This window comes from Pseudomonas kitaguniensis (assembly GCF_049199985.1).
In the GTDB taxonomy this organism is placed as follows: Bacteria; Pseudomonadota; Gammaproteobacteria; order Pseudomonadales; family Pseudomonadaceae; genus Aquipseudomonas; species Aquipseudomonas kitaguniensis.
This window is the reverse complement of record NZ_JBLZPT010000023.1, coordinates 39,026-50,956: the sequence shown is the minus strand read 5'-3', so window position 1 is coordinate 50,956 and position 11,931 is coordinate 39,026. Positions and strand designations below refer to the sequence as shown.

Annotated in this window: 11 protein-coding genes, 1 tRNA gene and 3 pseudogenes; 6 read left to right on the top strand and 9 right to left on the bottom strand. The window is 60.1% G+C overall.

Annotated elements, in window-relative coordinates; all coding sequences use genetic code 11:
- The first annotated feature begins 98 nt into the window (after positions 1–98).
- Together ACOZK9_RS22540 and ACOZK9_RS22535 are read left to right on the top strand one after the other, a co-directional pair.
- On the top strand, positions 99–344 hold the full coding sequence (locus ACOZK9_RS22540) for a helix-turn-helix domain-containing protein (RefSeq protein WP_058411918.1): 246 nt from the start codon (positions 99–101) through the stop codon (positions 342–344).
- A pseudogene (locus ACOZK9_RS22535) lies at positions 337–1,334 on the top strand (type II toxin-antitoxin system HipA family toxin). The gene ACOZK9_RS22540 and the pseudogene ACOZK9_RS22535 overlap by 8 nt, the downstream one beginning before the upstream one ends.
- 167 nt (positions 1,335–1,501) lie before the next feature.
- Here ACOZK9_RS22535 and ACOZK9_RS22530 read toward each other — a convergent pair.
- The 3 genes and pseudogenes from ACOZK9_RS22530 to ACOZK9_RS22520 form a co-directional block, all read right to left on the bottom strand.
- Positions 1,502–2,206, bottom strand: coding sequence for a methyl-accepting chemotaxis protein (locus ACOZK9_RS22530; protein ID WP_478372216.1), 705 nt, complete (start codon positions 2,204–2,206; stop codon positions 1,502–1,504).
- A 201-nt stretch (positions 2,207–2,407) separates the two neighbouring features.
- A pseudogene (locus ACOZK9_RS22525) lies at positions 2,408–3,142 on the bottom strand (MCP four helix bundle domain-containing protein); the annotation flags it as partial.
- A gap of 214 nt (positions 3,143–3,356) precedes the next feature.
- Positions 3,357–3,656 (bottom strand): annotated as a pseudogene (locus ACOZK9_RS22520) (methyl-accepting chemotaxis protein); the annotation flags it as partial.
- Positions 3,657–3,844: 188 nt separating this feature from the next.
- Here ACOZK9_RS22520 and ACOZK9_RS22515 point away from each other — a divergent pair.
- On the top strand, positions 3,845–4,012 hold the full coding sequence (locus ACOZK9_RS22515; RefSeq protein WP_122250591.1) for a DUF2986 domain-containing protein: 168 nt from the start codon (positions 3,845–3,847) through the stop codon (positions 4,010–4,012).
- On the opposite strand, the gene ACOZK9_RS22510 is transcribed toward ACOZK9_RS22515, so the two are convergent.
- The 3 genes from ACOZK9_RS22510 to ACOZK9_RS22500 all read right to left on the bottom strand — a co-directional run bounded on the left by ACOZK9_RS22510 (position 3,983) and on the right by ACOZK9_RS22500 (position 6,866).
- Positions 3,983–4,966, bottom strand: coding sequence for a GlxA family transcriptional regulator (locus ACOZK9_RS22510; RefSeq protein ID WP_421556594.1), 984 nt, complete (start codon positions 4,964–4,966; stop codon positions 3,983–3,985). The two genes, ACOZK9_RS22515 and ACOZK9_RS22510, sit on opposite strands and share 30 nt — an antisense overlap.
- A 4-nt stretch (positions 4,967–4,970) precedes the next feature.
- Positions 4,971–5,513 (bottom strand): cysteine hydrolase family protein, encoded by a 543-nt coding sequence (locus ACOZK9_RS22505; RefSeq protein WP_152750578.1) that lies wholly within the window; start codon positions 5,511–5,513, stop codon positions 4,971–4,973.
- A gap of 141 nt (positions 5,514–5,654) precedes the next feature.
- Entirely contained in the window at positions 5,655–6,866 is a 1,212-nt protein-coding gene (locus ACOZK9_RS22500) for a YeeE/YedE family protein (RefSeq protein WP_421556593.1), read from the bottom strand.
- A gap of 262 nt (positions 6,867–7,128) precedes the next feature.
- Here ACOZK9_RS22500 and ACOZK9_RS22495 point away from each other — a divergent pair, with 262 nt between their 5' ends.
- A complete protein-coding gene (locus ACOZK9_RS22495) occupies positions 7,129–7,308 on the top strand; it encodes a DUF1289 domain-containing protein (RefSeq protein WP_152746728.1) in 180 nt (59 codons plus the stop codon).
- Between the two features lie 34 nt (positions 7,309–7,342).
- Here the strand turns inward: ACOZK9_RS22495 and ACOZK9_RS22490 are convergent, their stop codons facing one another.
- The gene (locus ACOZK9_RS22490) at positions 7,343–8,140 is read right to left on the bottom strand and encodes a DNA/RNA non-specific endonuclease (protein ID WP_058411924.1); all 798 of its coding nucleotides are present in this window, start codon (positions 8,138–8,140) and stop codon (positions 7,343–7,345) included.
- 189 nt (positions 8,141–8,329) lie between these two features.
- On the opposite strand from ACOZK9_RS22490, the gene ACOZK9_RS22485 reads away from it, so the two are divergent.
- Positions 8,330–9,391 (top strand): SDR family oxidoreductase, encoded by a 1,062-nt coding sequence (locus ACOZK9_RS22485; RefSeq protein WP_421556592.1) that lies wholly within the window; start codon positions 8,330–8,332, stop codon positions 9,389–9,391.
- Positions 9,392–9,448: 57 nt separating this feature from the next.
- Here ACOZK9_RS22485 and ACOZK9_RS22480 read toward each other — a convergent pair whose 3' ends face one another.
- Positions 9,449–10,666 carry an MFS transporter gene (locus ACOZK9_RS22480; RefSeq protein WP_421556591.1) on the bottom strand — a complete coding sequence of 406 codons (1,218 nt, stop codon included), beginning with the start codon at positions 10,664–10,666 and terminating at the stop codon, positions 9,449–9,451.
- A gap of 119 nt (positions 10,667–10,785) precedes the next feature.
- On the opposite strand from ACOZK9_RS22480, the gene ACOZK9_RS22475 reads away from it, so the two are divergent.
- The gene (locus ACOZK9_RS22475; RefSeq protein ID WP_152750571.1) at positions 10,786–11,451 is read left to right on the top strand and encodes a TetR/AcrR family transcriptional regulator; all 666 of its coding nucleotides are present in this window, start codon (positions 10,786–10,788) and stop codon (positions 11,449–11,451) included.
- A gap of 144 nt (positions 11,452–11,595) precedes the next feature.
- Here the strand turns inward: ACOZK9_RS22475 and ACOZK9_RS22470 are convergent.
- A tRNA-Asn gene (locus ACOZK9_RS22470) sits at positions 11,596–11,671 on the bottom strand.
- Between the last annotated feature and the right edge of the window lie 260 nt (positions 11,672–11,931).

Here is an 11,931-nt window from a genome sequence, read left to right as displayed (position 1 = left end):
ATCCATTAAAACAAAGCACTACTCAAACGCAAACGTATCGAATACGATGCAAAAAACAGCATTTATACAAAAATGCACCGTATAGAATGCGAATTGATATGGAAGACTTGGGCCTCCTGATCAAAAGCCTGCGTAAGGCGGCTGGCCTTTCACAAAGCCAGCTCGCGCAACGGCACGGTATGAGTCGCGCGACAATTTCGGGGATTGAGAACAACACCGTCCCTGAGGTAGGGATTCGCAAGGTTGCTGCGATCCTTGAGGGCTTGGGTTACGCGTTGACCGCAATACCCAAGCATCGACGTATGACGCTCGACGAACTGAAAGCAGGAAACGTCCATGAGTAGGCAACGTGACCGACTCTGTATCGGCGTCGGCAGCGTGGCGGCAGCAACGCTCGGGCGCAGCGAAGAACACCTGCGCGATTCGGTGTTCTCGTACAACGCAGCCGTAACCGAAAAAGACGCGGTTTCCTTGACCATGCCCGTGCGCTTGCAGAGCTACAACTGGGCGTATGGAATCCACCCGCTGTTTGAGATGCACATTCCCGAGGGGCACCTCAAAGCGGAACTCGTGCGGCGTTTCAGTAAATCAGTGCGCGGTTTTGACGACTTTGCCTTACTGGGAATCGTCGGTCCAAGGCGTTCAATGACACCGACTTCGCGCATCTGGCGGCCAATGAGTTTTTCTGCATGCGTGCGGCCTTTCATACAGGCCTGGACGTGCCTGAATGCCAGCTTAGCCAACACGCTAAATTTCTGGTGGTTAAGCGGTTCGACATCGGTGCTACCGCCTACCTCGGGTTTGAGGACATGTGCGTCCTATCAGGATGGGGGACGAATAAGAAGTACGACGGCAGCTATCAGGGCTGCGCGAAGCTGATCAAGACGTATGTATCCCCGCACCGCGTGACCAAGGCGTTGGAGGACTTCTTCATGATGGTGGCGCTTTCTGCCGCCCTTCAAAATGGTGACGCGCATTTAAAGAATTTCGGTTTGCTGTATGAGCATTGTGGCGAAGACGCTGATGTTTGGCTCGCCCCCGCTTACGATCTGGTGACGACCACGGTATATCAAGTCAACGATATTATGGGTCTGTTGCTTGGCGGCTCAAAGGCTTGGCCAACACGCAAGATGCTGGTGCAGTTCGCGCGCAGCTCGTGCAATTTGACGGAAGCTCGCTGCACCCAATTGCTGGCGCGCGTGCACAGTGGCGTGAGCCGTGCGAGGGTGGAGCTTTCGGATTATCAGAGTACCCACCCTGAGTTCGAGGCGTTCGGGGAAAGGATGAGCGCTGCGTGGGCTACCGGGCTGGTGCGGAGTATCGAGCCAGAGTGATTTCGCCGGTTACTTGCGCGCAGGGCTATTGGGCAACAGTCACAGCGCATACGGCTTGCCCCTTCAACGCAAATGCCCCGCTCGCCTGATAACGCCGGGGCCTTTTACTTTACTACGCGATCAGCGCGCTTGGTCGCTCAGCGCGCATCGTGCTTTTCAGCCGCGCTTCACAGCTTGAACCGGCTGACCAATTCATTAAACGAAACCGCCAGGCGCGACAGGTCTTGTGAAGACGCCGTGGTCTGATGCGCGCCTGCAGCCGTCTGTGTCGACAGGTCCTGGATGTTGATCAAGTTGCGGTCTACCTCGCGCGCGACATTGGCTTGCTCCTCGCATGCACTGGCGATAACGAGGTTGCGGTCGTTGATCTGGCCGATGCCTTGCGCGATCTGCTCCAGCGCATCCCCGGTGGCCTGGGCCAGCACTTGCGTGTCGGTGACCAGCGACTGGCTCTTGCCCATCGCTACCACGGCCTGATCGGCCCTGGATTGCACTGCGCCGATCATGCTTTCAATTTCGCCCGTGGACGATTGCGTCCTGGCCGCCAATGCGCGCACTTCGTCTGCAACCACCGCAAAACCACGGCCTTGCTCGCCCGCCCGGGCAGCCTCGATGGCAGCATTCAGCGCCAGCAAGTTGGTTTGTTCGGCAATGCCGCGGATCACGTCGAGCACCTTGCCAATGTCGCGAACCTGCACTGCCAGGTCTTCCACGATGGCGGTCGACGACTTGATTTCCACGGTCGCGCTGTTCACCGCAGTCACCGCGCTCTGTGCCTGACCCACACCCTGGCTGGCCTGCGAGCTGGCTGATTTGGACGCTTCGGAGGCCGACTGCGCATTACGCGCAACCTCTTCCACCGCCGAGGTCATTTCGGTCACCGCAGTGGCCGCCTGCTGAATCTCATCATTTTGGCGAAGCAGCCCGCGGCTGCCGTCTTCGGTCACCGCGTTCAATTCCTCGGCGGCTGACGCCAACTGATTGGACGCATCCGCAATCTGGTGGATGGTGGTTTTAAGGCTGCCCTGCATTGCCCCCAAGGCGGTCAACAATTGCCCGGTCTCATCGCGCGCGTCACTGTGGATGGTCTGGGTCAGGTCACCTTGGGCAATACGTTCGGCGCTGGAAACAGCCAACGCGATAGGCCGGCTGATGAGTCGGCTGATGAAAATACCCAAGAGCAAGGCTGCAACAAAGGCAATCGCGATGCCGATGTAAAGTGTGGTGGTTGCTGACCGCCCCAAATCATCAGCGTCTTTGGCACCTTCGCCGATTTGGCGATTGTTTGATTCGACCATGATAGTCATCTCGTCAATGACCGTGTTGAAACCGCGTTGCACGTCACCGGCAATCAGCGAACGAGCCGCCGGAACGTCGCCAGCTTGCAACGCGCTGACTGCTTTTTGCACTTGCGCCTGATAATCCGGCCAGTCCTTTACCATCTTGTCACCCGCCGCGCGCTCGTCATCTGCCAGCGGCGTGGTTCGGTACTCGGCAAAGGCTTTTTCACTGGCCACGCGGCTGGCGGTCAGGTTATTTAATATCTCGTCCTTGGCGCTTTGTGGCGCCCCGGCAGCGGTGGCGGAAACGAGGCTGTACAAATCGCGAAGCTGGGCGATGGCATTAGTTTTGGCTTCGGCGGTTTTCGCCACTGAAACAAGGTTGTTCGAAAACGTCAAATTCAGGCTGTCGGATAACTGCGTGACCCCACGGTTACCGAGTAACCCAACCACCAGGGTGATAACCGCACACACACCAAATGCTGCGATTAGTTTGCTGGACAGCTTCGCATCACGAAACCAATGCATATTTTTCACCCTATGATCTGTAGTAAAGGTAAGCCCTGAAATGAGCAGAGACGCGGTATTAACCGCGCTCTTAAAGTTTGTCGGCAAGAACATGTGACGCTTTAACGTTCAGAGACCAGAGGTGCTTTCTGTAGGTCGCTTCAGGGGCGCGACGTAACGGCAGTCAACAGTGCAACCCGCGACTGGTTGCGCCAGCCGCTACGCAGACCTTTCTTTAAATAAGCCTGAATCGTCCAACAGTTGCACTCAAGTCTTCGGCCAGCCGCGACAACTCATGGCTGGCGCCGGTCGTCTGCGAGGCGCCCTGGGATGACTGGATAGACAAGTCGCGGATGTTGACCAGATTACGATCAACCTCCCGAGCCACGTGCGCTTGTTCCTGCGATGCGCTGGCGATGACTAAATTCAGACCATTAATCTCGCTGATCGCCGCGTTGATTTTGCCAAGGGCTTCGCTCGCGCCTTCTGCGATGAGCAAGGTGCTGGCGGCCAATTCAGTGTTGCCTTGCATGGAACTCTGGTGGCAGAGATGTAACTGCGGAGGGAGCCTTAACGGCTGAATACCTAACATATCGACTTGAGTGGGCCGGTCTTGAGGGGCCGAGTGCAGGGATCTTGCCAACTCAGAGTCATTCCGGCGGATACTTGGGCGCAGGGCTTAAGCTGATATGATTCCGGCACTTACCCGCTGAGTAGCAAACGATGAATCGCCAGAAAAAACTGAAGCAGCTGTTTAAGGCCAAAGCCAAAAAGGCCAGCGCCAAACTGGCGCCGAAAAACAAAGATCAATACATCAGCAAGGCCGACCGCGCGAAACTGGCGGCTGAGGGTGAGCCAGCGTCAACCACCGAGTGCGACGCGTCCAGTTGAAGGCGTACCGACTTCGTATTTGCCCCAGATACGCCGCAAGTGGCGCGCCGAACCAAAACCTGCGCGCTCGGCGACGGTGTCGATGTTCAGGGCCGACTCGGCGAGTAATTCACGCGCCACGGTCAGACGCAGCGTGTGCAAGTAATCCAGCGGGCTGATGCCTGCATGTTCGTGGAATAACCGCGCCAAGTGGCGGCTGCTGGTGCAGGCCAGGGCGGCCATGCGCGTGACGCTCCATGCCTCGCACGGGGCGGCCGTTATGGCGTCCTGCACCCGATGCACGGCCGGGTGCACGTGGTTGCGACCGGCTAACCAAGGCGACAGTTGCGGGTCGGCGCCGCTGCGGCGCATGTACACCACCATGTCGCGCGCGACGGCGCAGGCCAGCCGTGGCCCCGCCAGCTCGGCAACCAGGTGCAGCATCAGGTCGATACCGGCCGTCACCCCGGCGCTGCAACTGACCGGGCCGTCGATGACATACAGGCGGTTTTCAAGCACCCGGGCCGTGGGCGCGATGGCCTGCAATGTCGCGCACAACGCGTGGTGCGTGGTGCACTGGCGCCCATTGAGCAGCCCCGCCCGAGCGGCACTCAACGCCCCCGCGCACACGCACACCAACCGCTCGCCCGAGGGCGCAAAAACATTTTGCAGCCACTCGGTGAGCACCGCGCTGGCCGCCTCGAATGCCTGCTGACAGGCTGTCGTCAGCGGCGGCGTGGAGCCCACCAACACCACCAGCGTGCCAGGTGCCAAGGCTGGCGGCAGCGGCGCCAAGCCATTCAGCGGCAGGCCGATGGACGTTTGCAGCGCCGCTACCGGGCTAACGTACTGCAAGTCGAAAGCGACCGACGCCGGGCCTTCGGCTTGCGCGGCAAGGCGCAATACTTCGGCAGGCCCGGCCAAATCCAGCATCAGTGCGTTGGGCAACAGCACGAACAGCACCGGCACGCTCATGGCTTCAACCCTGCAACGCCTGGGCGACGGTGACGATGCGCGCAAAACGGTGTTCCAGAACCAACTCCGTGCGCTCGCGAATCTCGGCCGGGGTGTAACGCCGGCCACTGCGCGCGTGCGTCATCTCGAAGGTCAGCGTCGCTTCGCTGACAAAGTCCACATTGAAGCCGCTGTCGGACGCGTGCCGCGTGGTGGTTTCACAGCATTGTTCGGTACGAATGCCACTGATAATCAGCGTCGTGACTCCCATCTGTGTGAGCCGGGCCGCCAGGGGCGTTCCGGCAAAAGCGCTGTGGTAGCGCTTGTGAATGATCAGGTCCGGGTTGATCGACAACTCGCTGAATGCCCTGACGTGACCCGAGGCCAGTGAAAAATGCCCGTGGTCCTCAACATGCAAGACTTGTATCACCGGGATGCCGTGTTGAACACACCCATCGATCAGTGCCTGTTGTTTTGCCAGGTAACCGGGCAGGTCATTTTCGGACCAATAGTCTGAATAGCGGAACGACTGCTGGGCGTCGATAACAATAAGCGCTTTGTGGCTCATAAGGGTCCTTAAGGCTTGCATCGTGAGGAATGATGCAAGCCATGCTAAGGCCGATGCCGGGTGAACAACAGGCGTACTTCGGACCACTTGAGGACGTATTCGGACATCATTACCCAAGGCACTCTGCGCACCCTGATGGGTTCAGCAACCGCTCAATGCCACCTGCGGCCGCTCGCCCGCAAAGAACCATGGCCGCAACCGCACGCCTGCGCTATTGCCGATAAACGCCGCCACTAACCATACCCAGCCATGCAAGCTGCCCGAGGCGATACCGCTGAAGTACGCACCGATATTGCAACCGTACGCCAGACGCGAGCCATAACCGAGTAACAGGCCACCGATCACCGCAGCCACCAGCGAGCGCGCCGGAATTTTCAGGCTGGGGGCGAAACGCCCAGCCAACCCTGCGGCCAACAAGGCACCGAGCATAATGCCGATGTCCATGACGCTGGTGATGTCTTCCCAGACCGGCGCGGCGAGTGCCTTGGCATTGCCCGGCATTTGCCAGAACGCCCAACTGGCCACATCCACCCCCAACCCGCTCGCCACTTTGGCGCCCCACAACGCGAACGCCGAGGTGATGCCCCAAGGCCGCCCGGCCAACGCCAGGGTCGCGTAGTTGAGCAGCGCCAAGCCTATGGCGCCCCACACCAATGGCCACGGCCCGCGCAGAAAGCGGCGCAGGCCCGTGTGTTGACTGGTCACGGCCTGTTCAAGCTGGCCGTGGCGGCGTTTTTCCAGGCGCACCGTGACGGCAGCAATCAGGCCGAACACCGCCAGGCTGATGAGCAAAGCAGGCAGCACGCCGAAGCTTTTGACGATGGACACCGCAGGGAACGCCGGCAGCGCAAACCACCAGTCAACATGGTGCGTGGCGATCAACGAACCGCAAATAAAGAACAGCAACGTGACCAACATGCGCGCATTACCGCCGCCCGCAGTGAACAAGGTGCCCGACGCGCAACCGCCACCCAACTGCATGCCGATGCCGAAAATAAACGCACCAAACACCACCGACACACCGGCCGGCGCCACCAGCCCGACCACCGGCTGGCCAAACAGTGTGCCCGCGCCCAGCGCGGGGAAGAACAGCAGCACCGCCACGGCCAGCATCACCATTTGCGCACGCAGACCGGCGCCACGCCGGTCATTGATAAACACCCGCCAGGCGGAGGTGAAACCAAAGGCTGCGTGGTACAGGGTCAAGCCCAGCGCGGCGCCGACTACCAACAGCAGCACCTGGCGTGAGCCGACGCTGCTTTGCAGTAATATAGCGCCCATCACCAGAATGATGAGAGCCGCCCACGGCGCGATTGGCTTGCGCGCGGGGGCGAGGGGAATAGCGTGACTCATGGGGTATCTCGGTGTGTATGAATGGGGGTGAGTACGATGGCGGCGAGTATAAACCCTGTGGCGGCGCTTTTTTGGGAGTAATCCGGGGTGCGTATCGGTTGCGCGCTGATAGCGCCGCCATGCAGTCAAATGTGGGAGTGGACTTGCCCGTTCCCACAGTAAGGCGCTTGTGCACACAACCACGGGTTGCTTGGCGCGGCCCACGAGTAAAACGCAAAACGCAGCCTCTGCGTAGTGAGGCTTTGCATAGGCAGGTGAACCCTTGGCTAAAGATATTGAGAACCCGTGCATTTCCACGTGCCAGCTCAGTGGCGATTTATGCGTCAGCTGCGGCCGGACCAAGGACGACATACGCAAATGGAAACGCATGAAACGCCCCGAAAAAATGGCCGCCGTTCAACGTGCAACGTTGCGCTTGAAGGCGCTGAAAAAGCCCAGGTAAGGCTGGCGCTGCAGCCAGCCTTTGGGGCGTCACATCAGCCTCGACCGATGGAGCCGGTGACCGGCAGATTGCCCAGCAGCTTGAGCCCGGTGGTCTTCACAAACGTGTCGTAGTCCATCGGCCGTTGAATACGCGTTTCAGCATTGGGCAGCACGTAGGCCCAGGCGCGTTTCGAGGAGGCGTCATACACCAGCTTGAACAGGCGCGTCGGCACCCACACTTTGTTGCGGCCCGTGGTTCGGTAACCCGTGTCAAACAAAGGGCCGGTGAACACATACACATTGCCGCCGGCGCGCTTGGCAAACTTGCGCACGTCCGCCTCGACCTTGCTCCAGATCTTGCGATTGTTGGTGGGGTTTTGCGGCACCATGTTCGACAGCGCGAACGACTGCGCCATCGCATGCGCGTTCGGTGCATCGGCAGCGGGGGCTTGATGGCCGCGGTCCATGGCCGGCTTCTGGCTGCGGTAGTCGCTCAACTCTGCACGACCACTTTTCGGGATGCGCGGGTCCGGGTAGAACTGGTTGGTGCGCTCCTCACCTTTGGCATCGCGCAGTTGGGCAGCGTTCAGGCGCTCGACGACCAATAGCGGCGTCTTGCTGGTTTGCGAATACAGCACCGCAAACGTGTCGGAACACAGCGCCATGGGCTTCATCGACGCGGGTACGGTGGCCGTCTTGATTGGGTTCGATGCGGGGAAGAGTTCAGCGCAACTGTCAAACGAAGCCTTTCGCTGCTCGGCGGTATAAGGGTTTGCCAGGCTGCGGGCGTGCGCCGAGGTGGAAAGTAAAACAAGGGCCGAGAGCCCGATTGCAAGGTTGCGTAGGTACATGCGTTAGATCTTATGGTGAGGGTAAACGGATAACGAATTCCGGCTCATGGAACCGACAGAGGCACGAGCGCTGACGATCGTGCGGGGCTTATGGACCCTCATAAGCGCCTTTGGTGCCGCGGGTGTCGTGCACAGGTTGAACCTCAGTGGCCTCAGGGGCTCAGAACCCTACATCCTCGGGAGAATCTTATGACCCAAATCGCATTAGTCGTGGGCGCCAGCGGCATCGTTGGCAGCGCCATCACCCAATTACTGCTCGACAATCAATGGCAGGTCGCCGCGCTTTCCCGCAGCCCCTCGAAAGTGCCTGGGGTGATCCCGGTGGCTGCCGACCTGCAAGACCCGGCTTCAGTGCAACAAGCGCTGGCCGACCTGAAGCCGGCCCATGTGTTCATCACCACCTGGTCTCGCCAGGCCACCGAGGCCGAGAATATTCGCGTCAATGCCGCCATGGTGCGCAACGTACTCGACGCCGTGCGCCCGGCTGGCAGCGTGCAGCACGTGGCATTGGTCACCGGTTTGAAGCACTACCTTGGCCCGTTCGAAGCTTACGGCAAAGGCAGCCTGCCGCAGACCCCGTTCCGTGAAGAACAGGGCCGACTGGATGTGGAGAACTTCTATTACGCGCAGGAAGACGAAGTGTTCGCCGCCGCTGAAAAGGACGGTTTCACCTGGAGCGTTCACCGCCCGCATACCGTCACCGGCGTCGCCGTGGGCAATGCGATGAACATGGCGACCACCCTCGCCGTCTACGCCAGCATCTGCAAGCACACCGGGCGCCCGTTTGTGTTTCCGGGCTCGCGCGTGCAGTGGGACAGCCTCACCGACATGACCGACGCGCGGCAACTGGCCAAACAGCAGCTGTGGGCCGCCACCACGCCGGCGGCGGCCAACCAGGCGTTCAACATCACCAATGGCGATGTGTTTCGCTGGCAATGGATGTGGGGCCAGATCGCTGGTTATTTCGGCCTGACACCCGCCGACTTCCCGGCCTCCGTCACCCCGCTTGAACAGCAGATGGCCGATGATCAGAACACCTGGCGCCAGATCGCCGAGCAACATGGCCTGGCAGAAATCGACATCAGCCGCTTGGCCTCGCCTTGGCATACCGATGCCGACCTTGGCCGGCCGATCGAGGTGGTCACGGACATGTCCAAGAGCCGCAAAATGGGGTTCACCGCCTACCAGGCCAGCGACCAGGCGTTTTTTGATGTGTTCGATCAACTGCGGGCCCAGCGCTTGATTCCTTGAGGCTGGCTACCGCGGGCCGAGCGCGCGCTTGACCGGCAGCGGTCAAGCGCCTTGCGCCTAATGCCCTGACGCCGCAGGCCCATCGGCAGAGCGCTGCCCCGGTTTGAAACCATGCGCCTGCGCCGACCACGCGATACACAACGCCACCGCCAACAACACCAGCATCGCCCACGGGAATGACGCCACGCCCCACGTATCCAGCAACACTGCGCCGAGGATACCGCTGGCGGCAATGGCGCTGTTCCACGCCACCACATTCAACGATAGCGCCACGTCTGCGCCATCGCCCGCTGCGTCTGCAAGCGCAGTTTGCAGCAACGTTGCGGCGCCGCCAAAACTTAGGCCCCACACCGCTACGCCGAGGTAAATCACCTGCGGCACATCGCCCAGCAAACCGAATGCCACACTCACCGTCGCAAACATCGCCAGGCTTGCCAGCACAGTCTTGCGCAGCAACGGCTCGACCAATTTGGCCGTCAGCCAAATGCCGGCCAACGCGGCAACGCCGAACACCAGCAACACCAGGTCCACGCGGCCAGCCAAACCGGCCGGCTGCAAAAATGGCGCGATATAGGTGTACAGAATGTTGTGCGCCAGCATCCAACTGATCACCACCGCCAGCACTGGCCTTACGCCGGGCGTGGTCAGCACGTTGCGCAGCGACACACGCTGGTGCTCAGCCTGTGGCGGATAGTCGGGCACCTTCACCAACACCCAGACGATTAATGCCAGTGTCAGCGCCGACATGATGCCGAACGTCGTGCGCCAGCCCACCAGGCCGCCTAGCCAGGTGCCGAGCGGTACGCCCAGCGACAGCGCAATCGGTGTGCCGACCATCGCCAGTGCGAGCGCCTTGCCCTGCTGATGCGGCGCGACCATGCGCCGGGCGTAACCGGCCAACAAACTCCAGGCCAACCCGGCCGCCACACCGGCAAAAAATCGCGCCACCAAGGTCACGCCGTAGTGCGCCGAAAACGCCGTGATGGAGTTGAACAGCAGAAAGCCGACAATCGTCAGCATCAGCACATTACGCCGCCGCCAGCCACGGGTGGCGATGGTCATGGGGATCACCGCCAGTACCGAACCCAGCGCGTAGGCGGTGACCATCTGCCCAGCCATCGACGGGGAAATCGCCAAGCCTTCGCTGATCAACGGCAAAAGGCCTGCGGGCAGGGTTTCGGTGACGATGCAGATAAAACCCGTCATGGCCAAGGCGAGTAAGGCGCCTATCGGCAAGCGGTCGGATGCTGCGGCTACGCTGAGTGAGGGTGTCACGAGAGACTCCTTGAGGCGACTTAAATATCGATCGATACAGATGTTGCAGTACGCACTGCAGATTGTCAAAGACTTATGTATCGACTAGTATTTATCTCGTTATTCAGAGGATTGCTGACATGGCACAAATGGGCCGCCCGCGTAATTTCGACCGTGACCACGCCGTGGAACAGGCCATGCACCTGTTCTGGGAACACGGCTACGACGCCACTTCGCTGACCCAGCTCAAGGCCGGCCTGGGGGGCGGTATTTCTGCGCCGAGCTTTTACGCGGCGTTCGGTTCTAAAGAGGCGCTGTTCGATGAATGCGTGCAGCGCTATCTGGCGACCTACGCCCAAGTCACCGAATGCCTGTGGGATGAAACCCTGCCTCCGCGACAAGCCATTGACACTGCGCTGCGCCAGTCGGCGCGTATGCAGTGTGAAGACGGGCATCCCAAAGGCTGCATGGTGACGCTTGGGGTTATGAGTGCACCGAGCCCCGACAATGCGCAGGTTGCCCAAGCATTAACGCACTCCAGGGCGCGAACGCGCGCTGGCATCCTGGCGTGTGTTGAGCGCGGGGTCAGTGCGGGGCAGCTACCGGCCACGCTTGATGTAGAGGCGCTAGCTACCGTGTTTGACGGTTTCTTGCAGGGCGTGTCGATACTTGCGCGCGATAACGCATCGCACGCGACCCTTGATGCGGCCATCACACAGGTCCTGCTGACATGGGACATTGCTGCGTCGAGCGTTACGCTCCAAGCCAAAGGCGACGCTGCAGCAGTGGCGCAGCAAGCATCCTGATGAATCGCGGTAACCGGGTAGCAGAACAGCCTGCAACCTGACGGCGGCCTGCCAGGCAGTGCGCGCGCTCTAGCCCAGGGACTTTTGAACGCCGCCAAATCCAGGGCAAAAAAAAGCCTGCATCTCTGCAGGCTTTTTACTGTCTGGCTCCACGACCTGGACTCGAACCAGGGACCCAATGATTAACAGTCATTTGCTCTACCAACTGAGCTATCGCGGAATGCGCCGTATGTTACTGATTAAAAAGAGAAAGTCAAGCATCGTGCGGCAACTGCCTGAAATCCAGGATTCGACCAGGCTAAACGGGGTGCGCAGGCGCGCGCTGGCAGTGACTTTCAGCCAATTAGCCAAATAACTGGCGCGGTCACGCGGCGCTTGCTCATGCCGATACTAGCAGTCGATTGATTTATAAGAGTTTTAATATAATGAAACGTTATGGCATGAATCTCGCTCTAAACCCTTCAAGCAGGTCAAGCGATG

Excerpts from the sequence above, each read along its gene's own strand:
- ACOZK9_RS22540 (WP_058411918.1), top strand. The coding sequence starts at position 99 with ATGGAAGACTTGGGCCTCCTGATCAAAAGCCTGCGTAAGGCGGCTGGC.
- ACOZK9_RS22530 (WP_478372216.1), bottom strand. The coding sequence starts at position 2,206 with ATGACCTCGGCGGTGGAAGAGGTTGCGCGTAATGCGCAGTCGGCCTCC.
- ACOZK9_RS22515 (WP_122250591.1), top strand. The coding sequence starts at position 3,845 with ATGAATCGCCAGAAAAAACTGAAGCAGCTGTTTAAGGCCAAAGCCAAA.
- ACOZK9_RS22510 (WP_421556594.1), bottom strand. The coding sequence starts at position 4,966 with ATGAGCGTGCCGGTGCTGTTCGTGCTGTTGCCCAACGCACTGATGCTG.
- ACOZK9_RS22505 (WP_152750578.1), bottom strand. The coding sequence starts at position 5,513 with ATGAGCCACAAAGCGCTTATTGTTATCGACGCCCAGCAGTCGTTCCGC.
- ACOZK9_RS22500 (WP_421556593.1), bottom strand. The coding sequence starts at position 6,866 with ATGAGTCACGCTATTCCCCTCGCCCCCGCGCGCAAGCCAATCGCGCCG.
- ACOZK9_RS22490 (WP_058411924.1), bottom strand. The coding sequence starts at position 8,140 with ATGTACCTACGCAACCTTGCAATCGGGCTCTCGGCCCTTGTTTTACTT.
- ACOZK9_RS22485 (WP_421556592.1), top strand. The coding sequence starts at position 8,330 with ATGACCCAAATCGCATTAGTCGTGGGCGCCAGCGGCATCGTTGGCAGC.
- ACOZK9_RS22475 (WP_152750571.1), top strand. The coding sequence starts at position 10,786 with ATGGCACAAATGGGCCGCCCGCGTAATTTCGACCGTGACCACGCCGTG.